The sequence below is a fragment of the Chryseobacterium sp. YR221 genome (assembly GCF_900176315.1).
Lineage (GTDB): Bacteria > Bacteroidota > Bacteroidia > Flavobacteriales > Weeksellaceae > Chryseobacterium > Chryseobacterium rhizosphaerae.
On record NZ_FWXM01000003.1, the window covers coordinates 642064 to 655399 of the forward strand.

A 13336-nucleotide genomic window follows, 5' to 3' on the forward strand; every position below is an offset into this window, starting at 1 on the left:
CTTTATAACGCAAAAATGAACTGCCGGCAAGGCTTCTCTCCTACTATTAAAAAAATATAACATTTAAGTTTACAAAAGTCTCATCATTATAACTATTTTCTTAAATTCAATAGCTATTTTTGTAGTATGAACTATTCAGCAGAGCTAAAAAAATTTGTAACCAGTCAATATGTATATTCTGCCATTAGAATTACATTAGCTACTGTTCTGCCCTGTTTAGTCCTTGCCCACTTTGGGATTTTAAAGGAATATTTCCTCTTTCCTCTCGGAACCAGTTTTGTAGCTCTTACAGACCAACCGGGACCTTTCATCCGAAGGAGAAATGCACTCACTTTTGCCATCTGCTGTTTTGTCTTTGTAGCCCTTATTGCCAGCTTGGTGATGGACCTTAAACTATTAGTGCTCCTCGAAATCATTGTATTTGGAATGTTTTTCTCCCTGATCGGAGTTTATGGCCAGAGATTGGCTGCTGTAGGTTCCCTATCACTGGTTGTACTCGCCATCTTTATTGACGGCCATCTCACGGGAAGCAATATTTTAAAAAGCTTACTGATCTTTGCCTGTGGCTGTATATGGTTTTTACTCATCTTCCTTGTTGTAACCACCATCCGCCCCTATAAACTGGCTGGCCAGATGATTGGAGAAAACTATCTTCAACTGGCAGAATTTTTAAAGATTAAGGCTAATTATTATCAGAAAAATCCTGATTTTGATAAACTGACCACTCAGGTTATCGCTAAACAGATTGAAATAAAAAACCTTCAGGAAGACACCCGGGAAACTGTTTTTAAAACAAGAACCATCGTTAATGAATCTACAACGACCAGTCGTTTGCTGATGTTGATGTTCCTGAACTCTATGGACCTTCATGAAAAACTGATGACCTCCGAGAGTGATTATCAAAAGCTACAGCAGAGTTTCGAGGACAGTATGATCCTGGTTAACATTCATGATTATCTGAATCTTTTGGCCGAAGAAATCACCAATATCGGAATTGCCCTCCAAAGTGGAACACGAGCAAAATCCATATTTAACCTGGAGCTTGAATTAAAGAACCTTAATTACAATTACTTCGAACTCAGAAATAAACAATTAAGCTCAGAAAATCTGGAAAATTTCATGATCCTACGTCAGATCCTGATGCGTATCAATGAAATTACCAAAGAGATCAATGAGATTTATAAAGTATTTTCCCAGGATGTCAAGCTGGCAAAAAGTTTATCTACCGGTCTGGATCTGAAAAAATTTATGCCGAATGAGCCTAAGCTTAATGCTAAAGTGCTAAGGAATAACATTTCATTATCATCCTCTCATTTTCGCCATGCCATAAGAATTACTACCGCTCTGCTGGTGGGATACCTTTTCTCTATGTTTGATTTTCTGGGGCTGGGACATACCTACTGGATATTAATTACCATTACTGCGATCCTAAAGCCGGCCTATTCCATTACAAAGCAAAGAAACCTGCTTCGTCTCTACGGAACCATTACCGGAGCAACCATAGCGTATATCATTCTGCATTTTATACACATCAACGGTGTTTTATTTGCCATCCTGCTTATAAGCATGATCATGTGTTTCAGCTTTTTAAAAGGACGGTACTTTTGGGCCGTATTATTCATGACGATCTATGTTTTCCTCAGTTTTAATTTCTTAAATCCTGGAAAGATAGATGTTATTTTCAAAGACAGAGTGGTGGATACAGCTATTGCCGGAATTATCGCTTTTGCAGTATCTTATATTGTATTGCCGGTTTGGGAACACACCCAGAATTTAGATTTGATGAAAAAGTCTGCTGCGGATAACCTCATCTATTTCCAGAGCGTGATTTCTAAATTCCTTGAAGGAAATTTTGACCTTGAAGATTATAAGGTAAAGCGAAAAAATGCAATTATTTCTTTGGCCAATCTTTCAGATAATTTTCAGCGAATGATTTCTGATCCTAAAAACCAACAGAAAAAACTGGAAGTAGTACATCAGTTTGTGGCGACCTCACACCTTGTCACAGCCTATACAGCTTCTCTTTCTCAGTACTCCAAAAGCAATGAGCAGTATCCTGAAATAGACGCCGAAAGCTGGAGCAGAAAAATTGAGGCTGAGATGCAGCAGACTTCCACCCTGCTCAACGGTAATGATATCAGCGAAGCTCTTAAAATGGAAAGCCGTCTTGAGCCGGAAGATTCTTCCATTGAAGACCTGCTCTTGAAAAGAAAAACGGAGATCGAAGAAAATGAGATTATCGACAGAAGAGATCCCGATAAAATTTCACATTTAACGGAACTTAAAAACATCCATGATATCCTGGAACTGATTTATGATGTAGCCAAGGAACAGAGAAAAGTTATTGAAAAATACAGAATTGAGAAGCATGCTACTGCTACTCCTCCACAATCGTAAAGCAATAATCGTCAAAAAATTCTACTCTTGCCTTAAACTCATCTGAAAACTGTTCGTCATACACACGGCAGCTAATCTTATGAAGATGTTTAAGCTCAAAGGGCTTCACCTCATAGTTTTTTTTCAGAGACCAATATTTTGAATGGTGGATTTTATACATACTTTCTTTTACACTCCATATAATAGTATAAAAAGTATCTGCCTTATCTTCAGGAATGAATCCTCTTTCATTTTCATAAGTGAATTTATCAATCACCCTTAAAATTTTAGGATTGAATTTTTCAACGTCAATACCTATTTTGTTTTTAGAAATGGCAATAGCTGCAAAAGGGAAAGAATGGGTAATGGAAATTTCCGCATCATGAGGAGAAAGAAAAGGTTCTCTTTCTTTATATAGAATTTTGGAAGATGGCTTTAGTCCTTTCAAAAGTTTACGTACCATCAGAACTTCCAATAGTTTTTTGGGATGGTAATCCTTTACTTTTTCAGCATTTTCAGGCTCCAGAAGCTCGTGGATATCAAGTTCTTCGCTTTCGTCATACTTCCAAACAAGGATTGTGGCATTATCATCTGAAAAATCTCGGTAAAGGGGCATTCTTTTTTTATTGGGTAAAAATAGTGAAAAGAAGCGGAAATAGAAACAGGTGCAAACCGGAAGATAAAGAATCAAAATTATTACAAGTTGCTCCCACAATTTACAGCAAAAGCATCAGGAAGATGAATCTTATAAAAACACCTGTTTTTCTACTATTGATTCCCAAACTAAAAGTGGTAAATTTGTTCTTATTCTTAAAAGTATAATTTTGGAAAAAATTGCTGTTATCGGAGGACTTGGCACTTTGTCGGGAGGTGACTTATTTTTTAAATTACTTAAAAACCAACGGGTATTAAAAAATCAATTACAGTATCACTTTGTATTTGAACAGCAACCTTATAGCCAAATCAATCTACCATTATATCATGAAGAAGATATAAAGTCTAGAAAGTATTACACCTATAATGTCTGCAAAAAATTTGAAGCCCAGTCTTTAACCAAAGTACTTCTTCCCTGTTTTGCCAGCCATTCGTTTTTAGAAGAACTTCAAAAAGAAATCTCTATTCCGATCGTTAATATTTTCAAAGCATTAGCAGAATATATCAACTCAAGATTTAAAACTCCAATAAAAATAGGAGTATTAACATCTGATTATGTCAAAGAAAGCCATATGCTGAGCCAATATATTCCGGATCATGAATTAATATTTCCTTCCCATCAGGAAAGGTTAATGGAAGCTATTTATGGAGATCAGGGCATCAAAAATGGTTATTTTGACGGGCTTTCTTTAGAATATATCTACCAAGCTTGTACGGAACTCAATAGCAATGGCTGTGACATTATCCTGCCGGGAATCACAGAGCTTTCTCTGATTGTAGAACAGCTATGGAAGCGGGGAATATCCATTCTTGATGTAAACCAGATCTATGCTGATTATGCTTTAGAACATGATAGCAATATAACCGCAAAACCATTTAAACTTGGCATATTAGGAGGTGTAGGTCCTTCAGCTACCGTAGATTTCATGAACAAAATTATCAAGAATACACCTGCACAAAAGGATCAGGACCATATTAAGATGGTTGTTGAGCAAAACCCTCAGATTCCCGATAGAACAGCCCATCTGATCTATCATGAAACAGATCCGAGTATAGCCCTGTTTTCCACTTGCAGACGTTTGGAAGCCGAAGGAGTTGACGCCATTGCTATTCCTTGCAATACGGCCCATGCTTTTGTACAAGATATTCAGGAACATTTAAGTATTCCGATCATCAATATGCTGACAACAACGGCTGAATACATTCGTGAAAGCTTTGGAGAATCAGTGAAAGTAGGATTACTGGCCACCAGTGGAACTATTGAAAGTAAAGTCTACCATAATATCCTGGAAGAATTTGGATTTGATGTTGTTATTCCCAATCAGGAACATCAAAATAATGTCATGGAAAGTATCTATGGTAAATTTGGAGTAAAGGCAGGGTTTACTGAGGGACTTTGTAAAGAGAGCCTTCTTAAAGCAGCAGATTTCCTCATCAATAGCGGTGCCGAGGTTATTATACTCGGTTGTACAGAACTCCCTCTCCTATTTCCTATAGAAACTAAGATTGTCAAAAACGGAAAAAACATTCCTTTGATTGACCCAACCTTAATTCTTGCAAAAAAAATAGTCCTGATTACAAAAAATGAAAGCAGCAACAAATAGAGAAAATGTTGGAAGATGGAAGTTTGTATTTGACAATAAAAACAAAGGCAAACTTATTTAGAAAATCCATGCAAAAAAATACCCTTGGCAAGGTTTGAAACCTTGCCAAGGGTAATCAAATTTCATCCCTCTTCTTATTTATTTAGACTGATGGTTCACATCATTTCTATGCTCAATAATTTCAAGATTGGAATCTACAAAGTAAGCACTTCCGAACCCGTTTACATAAGATCCTTTTACCGGTTGTAAAGCAATCAAAATAAAGTCACCCATTTCAGAAATGACATCCACTACTTTTCCGTGAGCTTCTTTCAATTTTGTAACTACATTATTCCATGTTTCAGAGTCTCTTTCTATCTGAGAAGTTGTAGCTTCAATAGTCAGACGTTCTCTGGCATATATTTGTTTGGTAGCAGATTCATCTTCAATAAACATCATTGAGGTTTTTCTTCCTTCTGCAAGATTTTTGGTATGTCTCGCCATAAAAGATACCAGAATATAGAATGTATGACCATCCTGTACAAAAGGGGCATAGCTGGAATTAGGATTTCCTTCCGCATCTACGGTGGCCAGAACTACACTTTTACTTCTTTCTATAAGCTCTTTTACTTTTGGAGCAACGGGTTTTGCTTTTCTTTGAGATTCGTCTTGGGTATTGGTATGATTCATTAAGGTATTATTTATGAGATAAAAATAGTTATTTATATTAAGACTAAATAATTTTAAGCCATGTTTAATCTCATAAATCCGAACTCAGGCTGCCGTTTTTTTATCTTAATTATTAATTGTAATTTTGCATTTCATTATCAATTGAATTTAAAAACTATTCATTACATATGAGTACTACAACACAATACGTTCCTTATAAAGTTAAGGACATTTCCCTAGCAGAATGGGGAAGAAAAGAAATTACTCTTGCAGAAGCAGAAATGCCAGGCCTGATGTCTATCCGTGAAGAATACGGACCATCTCAGCCACTTAAAGGAGCAAGAATTGCAGGATGTCTTCACATGACAATCCAAACAGCTGTGCTTATCGAGACATTAGTAGCTTTAGGAGCTGAAGTTACCTGGTCTTCTTGTAATATTTTCTCTACTCAGGATCACGCTGCTGCTGCTATTGCTGCTGCAGGAATTCCGGTATATGCTTGGAAAGGATTAAATGAGGAGGAATTTGACTGGTGTATTGAGCAGACTTTATTCTTTGGAGAAGACAGAAAACCATTAAACATGATTCTGGATGATGGTGGAGATTTAACCAATATGGTTTTTGATAAATACCCTGAATTCACAAAAGATATCAAAGGACTTTCTGAAGAAACAACTACCGGAGTACACAGATTGTACGAAAGAATGAAGAACGGAACTTTAGTAATGCCTGCTATCAACGTAAACGATTCAGTAACTAAATCTAAATTCGACAACAAATACGGATGTAAAGAATCTGCAGTAGATGCTGTAAGAAGAGCTACTGACGTTATGTTAGCTGGAAAAAGAGTGGTAGTTTGTGGATACGGAGACGTAGGTAAAGGTACTGCTGCTTCTTTCAGAGGAGCTGGTTCTATTGTTACGGTTACTGAAATTGACCCTATCTGTGCACTTCAGGCTGCTATGGATGGATATGAAGTAAAAAGATTAGATACTGTAGTAGATAATGCAGATATCATCATTACTACAACCGGTAATTTTAACATCGTAAGAGGAGAGCACTTCCTTAAAATGAAAGACAAAGCTATCGTTTGTAACATCGGACACTTCGATAACGAAATCGATATGGCTTGGTTAAACAAAAACTACGGTCAGACTAAATCTGAAGTGAAACCTCAGGTTGATATCTATACTATCGAAGGAAAAGAAGTTATTATCTTAGCAGAAGGAAGACTGGTAAACCTTGGATGTGCAACAGGGCACCCAAGTTTTGTAATGTCTAACTCTTTCTCTAACCAGACTTTGGCTCAGATCGAATTATGGAACAACGCTGCGGCTTACAAAAACGAAGTATACATGCTTCCTAAGCACTTAGATGAGAAAGTAGCTGCTTTACACCTTAAAAAATTAAGCGTAGAGCTTGAAACTCTTTCTACAGAACAAGCTGAGTACATCGGTGTGGACGTAAAAGGACCATTCAAACCTGAGTACTACAGATACTAAGAGTTACATCAAAATATAATATGATCCCACTATTCCAAATAGTGGGATTTTTTATTTAGACCTCCTGAGCATTCCTTATTTTTGCAAGCAAAAAGTACTGTATAATGACTCAGGATTACCTGTATAAGTTATAGGAAAAGGGTCAGATGGAAATCTTTTCGTTCAGTACCATTATAAATATATCACTCAATAAGATAAGAGCTCTCCAATTTGGGGAGTTTTTTATGAGGTGTGAATTATGGAGTGTGGGATTCAGGGTTAAATAATCCTTATAAATATTCAATAGGAACGGACTTTAGTCCGTTTTCACGATAGAATAAAATCAAACTGGCTTTAGCCAAAACATAAAAATTAATGAATGTATTTCACCGTATTTTGCCCATATTTTCTCTCTCCTAGAGCTCTGTTTATAAAAAATGAATATCTTAGCCTTCTTAAATAAAACATTAATCTATGAAAAAACAAAAAGTCTCGAATGCATTCATCGCTGCATCCTGGGTAGCATTGGGAGCAGGAATGGTCGGCTATATTGTAGGCCTTGCAAGAGCTGAAATGCTGTTGAACGAAAAAGGATATTATTTCACAATCCTGCTCTATGGCCTATTTGCGGTTGTTTCTCTTCAGAAAGCAGTCCGTGACAGATTAGAGAATATTCAGGTAACAGATATTTATTACGGGATCTGTTGGTTTGCAACACTATCATCTATTGTATTACTGGCGGTAGGACTTTGGAATGCCACCATACTTCCAAGTGAAAAAGGGTTCTATGCCTTTGCGTTTCTACTGGCACTTTTTGGAGCCATCTCCGTCCAGAAAAATACAAGAGACAATATGGTTCAGGACTAATAAAAACTCTCCATTTTTATGTGGAAAGTATTTTATTTATCTTTTTTGATGTATACCTGATTCACGCAATCTCATTATCAAAAAAAATTCTACAGTTCATTAAAAATGACACTGTTTCTTCAAAAACTTATTAAAAAACAAAAAGCCTTACTTTTCAGTGAGGCTTTTGAATATTATAAGTCCGTTACAACTATTGATCAAAATGATTAGGATGCTGTGCTTTGATATCATCTACAGTTCCCAGTACTTTATCTTTCAAAGAATCCTGATATTTCTGAAGATTTTCAGCTATCTGAGCATCTGCACTTCCTAAAATCTTTGCCGCTAAAATCCCTGCATTTAAAGCCCCGTTTAAGGCTACAGTGGCTACCGGAATTCCACCAGGCATCTGAAGGATAGACAGTACAGAATCCCATCCGTCAATAGAATTACTGGATAAAATAGGAACTCCTATTACCGGAAGTGTGGTACAGCTTGCTACCATTCCGGGAAGGTGTGCAGCACCTCCTGCACCGGCAACAATTACTTTCAGGCCTCTTTCTTTAGCCGTCTTCGCATACTCAAACATTCTTTCCGGTGTTCTATGTGCCGAAACAACGGTCAGTTCATATGGAATATCCAGACTTTTCAGAAAATTTGCAGCTTGTTCCATGATTGGCAGATCACTCTGACTGCCCATAATAATTCCTACCATCTTCAATTTTATTAGATCCTCAAAGATAAAAAATTAAAACCTCTTGTTAAAATTTAAGTCATCAGCCAATAATAAAAAAATATAAATCAAAAAGAATTAATTACTCCCTATTCATCATATTCAACATTTAAAATAGAGGCAGAAATTCATTAAATACAGATCTGTATCAGTAAAAATTACACTAACTGTGCCCATCCCGTTTATTTAAAAACCGGTAAATTTGTCAATCACACCTTATTTACCCTTGAAAGATTATAAACTCATTTTTGCCGTTTTTACTGTTGCTATTGTTTGGGGAACTACATTTTTAGCCATTCGTGTCGCAGTAGAAACTATTCCCGCGTGGTTTGTTGCAGGAATCCGTCAACTTTTTGCTTCTATTATCATGCTATTTATTCTCCTTTCCCGAAAGGAATTTAAGTGGATTGGATGGAAAAATCTGGGGTATCAAGTTATTTTCGCTTCCCTAATGCTGGTTATAGCCAATGGAATGGTTACAGTAGCTGAAGAAAGTGTTACCAGCAGTCTGGCTTCTCTAATTAGTGCTTGTGCTCCTATTCTGGTATTTTTAGGAAGTCTTGCCATTGGCCTGCAAAAATTCAGTTTTAGGGCTATGGCTGGTGTTTTGATATGTTTCAGCGGTATACTTTTTGTGTTCTGGGACGGCCTTAAAGATCTTGCCAACCCCCAATACAGGACAGGAATGATTTTCCTTTTCTGTGCTATTTCAGGATGGGCTTCGGGAACAATCTTTACCAAAAAAATGAATATTCAAAGCGGAAATATCACCCTGAACCTATTTTATCAGTTTCTCTTTGCGGGAGTTGTTCAGATCATTTTCGCCTTTATTTTTTCAGAAAATTACAACTTTGAAAACTGGACTTTAAAGAGCATCTCTGCTATGTTATACCTCTCTGTTTTTGGCTCGGTAGCTGCCTTTTTTGCATTCCATTATGCATTAACAAAGATCTCTCCGGTACAGGTTTCTATTATTGCCTATATCAATACTATTATTGCTATTTTCTTAGGATGGCTGATTATGGATGAAAAGATTTCTTTTAAATTTATTATTGCAACGGCCTTAATTATCTGTGGTGTCTTTATTATCAATTACAGACCTGAAATGTTTAAAAAGAAAAAGATAGAAAAAGCGGCAAGCATCTAATGGTCTCCATTTTTTAAAAACCCATTTATTTTTAGCCAGTTTAAAAAGAATTTCGGCCATTCTTCAGTATTAGTCCCTTTTTTACCTAACCCCCAACCGTGGCCCCCTGACTGGAATAAATGCATTTCTGCAGGAACTTTATTATTTTTCAGTGCCTGATACATGAGAATACTGTTTTCTACCGGAGAAATAGGATCGTCTTCAGATTGTGCTAAAAAGGTCATCGGCGTCTGAGGTCCCACTTGTTTTTCAACTGAAAGTTTGGCTTCGCTCTCTGCATCACTATTCTTTCCTAATAAAGATTTAAATGAATGGGTATTATTGTTAGGCGGCAACATAGATACGATGGGATAAATCATACCCGTGAAATTAGGTCGTGCCGAAACTAAATCCATAGCATCCTGTGGCGAATAATACGCTGTATTAAACGTAGAGGAAATATATCCTGCCAAATGTCCTCCCGCAGAAAATCCCAGTACCCCTATTTTATTGGGATCAATTTTATATTTGTCCGCATTGCTTCTGATTATTCTTAACGCGCGCTGAGCATCCTGAAATGGGACCATATTACTTGTCCATCCTTCTCCGGGAAGCCTGTATTCCAATTCAAATGCTGTAATTCCCAGTGACTTCAGCCACTCTCCGGTCGGATAACCTTCTGATCCTGATTCAATATGGGCATAACCTCCCCCACTTATCACCAATATGGCAATTCCATTGGGATTTGTTGGTTCATGAATGATTAATTGGGGAACAGCAATATGAGTTAATGAACCTTTTGGGGATACTTTATTTTCACCTGCTGGGCCTGGTCCATCCGGAATTTTTTTCCAAAGCAAAACAGATTGCAGCTTATCCTTAGCGGAGCTTGCTTCCTGTGCCAATAGCATATTGACTGCACAGAAAAGGAAAAGAAAAATATTTTTCATTTTTTAAATTTTTAGTTCCTAAATCAAATAATTCCCATTACTCAAAAGTAATAACTATTATGAACAAATAATGACAGGGAAACCACCAATGTTTTATTTATTATATTGTAAGGAAGCCATCTTTTACCTGAGGATATTTTTCACATTTCCCCTTTTTTCCTTATATTGTTATACTCAACCTACACAATATGCTAAAAAACACATTTTTTGTCCTTCTGGCAGCCTCTTTACTTTTGATCAGCTGTGACTTTAAAGAAAAAGAAAAAAATCTGACAGACCGAGAAAAACAATTGCTCGAAAAGGAGAAGATATTCGCAAAAAAAGAATCCGAATATCAGTCACTTCTTAAAATGAGAGACAGTGTTTTTGCTAAAAAGGATTCGGTAAAAATAGCAGTATGGCCGGCAGAAATTTCAGGATCATGGAACGGAAAAGTAATCTGTACAGAATCCAACTGCAGTGATTATGCGGTAGGTGATCAGCGTACAGATATCTGGGAATTCGATAATGATTCTACCCAGCCGATCACAAAAATTATCAACAATAACAATCTGGTAAGACTTTATGCCGGTAAGTTTGAAAATAATGAGATCAAATTATCTTTTAAGACAGATTCTACGGCAAAAAAGAATGTAGAAATGAATGTCCTTCTTAACGATATTTCCGATAACAAAATCAAGGGAACCAGAACCATTACTTCTGATGGCTGCAGTGCCAAGTTCTCTGTTGAGTTAGTACGTTCCACAAAATAAGCACCTATGATGTTATTGAGTATACATAATCTGAGTCTTCCTATAGAAGATCCGGTACTGAAGTTCCTGTTGGTACTGGTCATTATCCTTGCAGCGCCACTATTATTGAATAAAATTAAAGTTCCACATCTGCTGGGGCTTATCATTGCCGGAGCCATAATAGGACCTAATGGTTTCAATGTACTGTCCAGGGACAGCAGCATTGTAGTTACGGGAACTACCGGACTCCTCTACATCATGTTTCTGGCCGGACTGGAGATCGACATGGGTGATTTTAAAAAGAACAAATGGAAAAGCCTTACTTTTGGACTTTATACCTTTACTGTTCCATTTGTTTTAGGATATTTAGGCGGTTATTATCTCCTTCATTTCTCGATGCTGACTTCGATATTATTTGCCAGTCTTTTTTCTTCTCATACCCTTATCGCCTATCCATTGGTAAGTAAATTGGGGATTGCAAAAAATAAGGCCGTTAATATTACCGTTGGAGGAACAATGATTACAGACATTCTGGCTTTATTGGTTCTTGCTGTAATCGTTGGAATGTCACAGGGAGATGTAGGCACTGAATTTTGGGTGAAACTATCAGTTTCTTTTGTGGTTTTTGCCCTTATTGTACTTATTGTATTCCCTATTATCGGACGTTGGTTTTTCAAAAGGGTGGATGATAAAATCTCGCAATATATTTTTGTACTGGTCATGATTTATCTGGCCGCTATGCTTGCTGAGCTAGCCGGTGTAGAAGCTATTATCGGTGCATTCTTTGCCGGATTGGCATTAAACAGGCTTATCCCTCACACCTCTTCTTTGATGAACAGAGTTGAATTTGTAGGAAATGCGATCTTCATTCCGTTCTTCCTGATCAGTGTTGGAATGCTGATCGACTTTAAGGTTTTCTTTAAAAGCTGGGAAACGCTGGAGGTAGCCGGAATTATGCTTGTAGCCTCCATTGGAGGAAAATATCTTTCCGCTGTAGCCACTCAAAAAACTTTCAGACTGACTAAAGAAGAAGGAAAACTGATCTTCGGACTAAGTTCTGCTTCAGCGGCCGCCACACTGGCATCGGTAATGGTAGGTTATAACATTATCCTCTCCGAAACCGAGACTGGAGAACCCGTAAGATTATTGAACGAGCATGTACTGAACGGAAGTATTTTACTGATTCTTATTTCCTGTACCATTTCCTCTTTCATTTCTATGGCAAGTGCCCAGAAAATTGCAGAAACGGATAATGAAGATACCGTTTCAGGGAACAGCCATGAAGATGAAAATATACTGTTAGCCATCAACCATGAAGAAACTGTTGAAAGAATGGTCAATCTTGGAATCCTCATAAAAGCCCACTCTAACACGGAAGACCTGTTTGCTTTAAATGTAATTAATGAAGATAAGAATGAATCTTCTGTAAAAAATGCGGAAAAACTTCTTCATCAGGCTACAGATGCGGCAGCAGCGGCAGATGTGAAATTACAGGCTTTAAAAAGGTACGACAATGATGTTATCAATGGGGTCAACAACGTAATTAAAGAACAGAAGATTACAGATCTTATTATTGGATTAGAAGATGAGAAGGGATTCTCCCCGTCTTTTGTCTATAATCTATACAATGGTTACCTTCAGAATGATGATGTGAATATATTGGTATACCATGCAGCACAGCCTCTCTCTACAATCAAAAGGTATGCTGTGATGATTCCTGAAAATGCCCATAAAGATGCTGGATTCTTCCATGCACTTTTAAGGGTTTGGAATATTGCCAGAAATTCCGGGGCAACAATGGTTTTTTATGCCCCTGAAAACATTATTGATATTCTTCAGAAAATCATGAAGAAAGCCAGTATAGAAGCAGAATTCATTATCATGAGCACATGGCAGGACGGTGAAAAAACAGCTGCCCAGCTTAAAGATGATGAAGCTTTAATTATCTTGATGGCCAAACGCGGTATGAAGTCTTATATTCCGAGAATGAGATTAATTCCTGAACTTTTAAACAGAAATCTGAGTGACAATAATTATCTTTTGATTTTTCCATTCTCAGAATATGATAAAAACAGCCCCGAAATACGCTCCGTAGGAAACCATGGAGACTTTGTGGAAATAGGAAATGTGATTCAGAATATCTTTAAATAATACCAGCTAGTTTAGCCATGCTTTTAGTCTTTAAAA

At 37.0% G+C, this 13336-nt stretch carries 11 protein-coding genes; 7 read left to right on the forward strand and 4 right to left on the reverse strand.

Features of this window, described 5'->3' with window-relative positions; genetic code table 11:
* Positions 1-126 precede the first annotated feature (126 nt).
* Positions 127-2397, forward strand: coding sequence for an FUSC family protein (locus B8967_RS11970; protein WP_047487400.1), 2271 nt, complete (start codon positions 127-129; stop codon positions 2395-2397).
* On the opposite strand, the gene B8967_RS11975 is transcribed toward B8967_RS11970, so the two are convergent.
* Positions 2378-2992: a 4'-phosphopantetheinyl transferase family protein gene (locus B8967_RS11975; protein ID WP_084086247.1), complete on the reverse strand. Its 615-nt coding sequence runs from the start codon at positions 2990-2992 to the stop codon at positions 2378-2380. The two genes, B8967_RS11970 and B8967_RS11975, sit on opposite strands and share 20 nt — an antisense overlap.
* A gap of 208 nt (positions 2993-3200) precedes the next feature.
* On the opposite strand from B8967_RS11975, the gene B8967_RS11980 reads away from it, so the two are divergent.
* Positions 3201-4634: a cysteate racemase gene (locus B8967_RS11980; protein WP_228406140.1), complete on the forward strand. Its 1434-nt coding sequence runs from the start codon at positions 3201-3203 to the stop codon at positions 4632-4634.
* Between the two features lie 138 nt (positions 4635-4772).
* On the opposite strand, the gene B8967_RS11985 is transcribed toward B8967_RS11980, so the two are convergent.
* On the reverse strand, positions 4773-5303 hold the full coding sequence (locus B8967_RS11985; protein WP_084086249.1) for a pyridoxamine 5'-phosphate oxidase family protein: 531 nt from the start codon (positions 5301-5303) through the stop codon (positions 4773-4775).
* 167 nt (positions 5304-5470) lie between these two features.
* Here B8967_RS11985 and ahcY point away from each other — a divergent pair, with 167 nt between their 5' ends.
* Positions 5471-6784 carry an adenosylhomocysteinase gene (gene ahcY / locus B8967_RS11990; protein WP_047487392.1) on the forward strand — a complete coding sequence of 438 codons (1314 nt, stop codon included), beginning with the start codon at positions 5471-5473 and terminating at the stop codon, positions 6782-6784.
* 453 nt (positions 6785-7237) lie between these two features.
* Positions 7238-7630 carry an inner membrane protein YiaA gene (yiaA, locus tag B8967_RS11995; RefSeq protein ID WP_084086250.1) on the forward strand — a complete coding sequence of 131 codons (393 nt, stop codon included), beginning with the start codon at positions 7238-7240 and terminating at the stop codon, positions 7628-7630.
* 190 nt (positions 7631-7820) lie between these two features.
* Here yiaA and purE read toward each other — a convergent pair whose 3' ends face one another.
* Entirely contained in the window at positions 7821-8324 is a 504-nt protein-coding gene (purE, locus tag B8967_RS12000) for a 5-(carboxyamino)imidazole ribonucleotide mutase (RefSeq protein ID WP_047487386.1), read from the reverse strand.
* A gap of 244 nt (positions 8325-8568) precedes the next feature.
* On the opposite strand from purE, the gene B8967_RS12005 reads away from it, so the two are divergent.
* Positions 8569-9489, forward strand: coding sequence for a DMT family transporter (locus B8967_RS12005; RefSeq protein WP_047487383.1), 921 nt, complete (start codon positions 8569-8571; stop codon positions 9487-9489).
* Here B8967_RS12005 and B8967_RS12010 read toward each other — a convergent pair.
* The gene (locus B8967_RS12010) at positions 9486-10418 is read right to left on the reverse strand and encodes an alpha/beta hydrolase (protein WP_084086251.1); all 933 of its coding nucleotides are present in this window, start codon (positions 10416-10418) and stop codon (positions 9486-9488) included. The two genes, B8967_RS12005 and B8967_RS12010, sit on opposite strands and share 4 nt — an antisense overlap.
* Positions 10419-10606: 188 nt before the next feature.
* On the opposite strand from B8967_RS12010, the gene B8967_RS12015 reads away from it, so the two are divergent.
* Positions 10607-11170, forward strand: coding sequence for a hypothetical protein (locus B8967_RS12015; protein WP_084086252.1), 564 nt, complete (start codon positions 10607-10609; stop codon positions 11168-11170).
* 6 nt (positions 11171-11176) lie between these two features.
* Positions 11177-13300 (forward strand): cation:proton antiporter, encoded by a 2124-nt coding sequence (locus tag B8967_RS12020; RefSeq protein ID WP_047487375.1) that lies wholly within the window; start codon positions 11177-11179, stop codon positions 13298-13300.
* Positions 13301-13336 lie beyond the last annotated feature (36 nt).

Coding starts and splice junctions, on each gene's coding strand:
- B8967_RS11985 (WP_084086249.1), bottom strand. CDS start 5,303: ATGAATCATACCAATACCCAAGACGAATCTCAAAGAAAAGCAAAACCC.
- ahcY (WP_047487392.1), top strand. CDS start 5,471: ATGAGTACTACAACACAATACGTTCCTTATAAAGTTAAGGACATTTCC.
- B8967_RS12015 (WP_084086252.1), top strand. CDS start 10,607: ATGCTAAAAAACACATTTTTTGTCCTTCTGGCAGCCTCTTTACTTTTG.
- B8967_RS11975 (WP_084086247.1), bottom strand. CDS start 2,992: ATGCCCCTTTACCGAGATTTTTCAGATGATAATGCCACAATCCTTGTT.
- purE (WP_047487386.1), bottom strand. CDS start 8,324: ATGGTAGGAATTATTATGGGCAGTCAGAGTGATCTGCCAATCATGGAA.
- B8967_RS11970 (WP_047487400.1), top strand. CDS start 127: ATGAACTATTCAGCAGAGCTAAAAAAATTTGTAACCAGTCAATATGTA.
- B8967_RS12020 (WP_047487375.1), top strand. CDS start 11,177: ATGATGTTATTGAGTATACATAATCTGAGTCTTCCTATAGAAGATCCG.
- yiaA (WP_084086250.1), top strand. CDS start 7,238: ATGAAAAAACAAAAAGTCTCGAATGCATTCATCGCTGCATCCTGGGTA.
- B8967_RS12010 (WP_084086251.1), bottom strand. CDS start 10,418: ATGAAAAATATTTTTCTTTTCCTTTTCTGTGCAGTCAATATGCTATTG.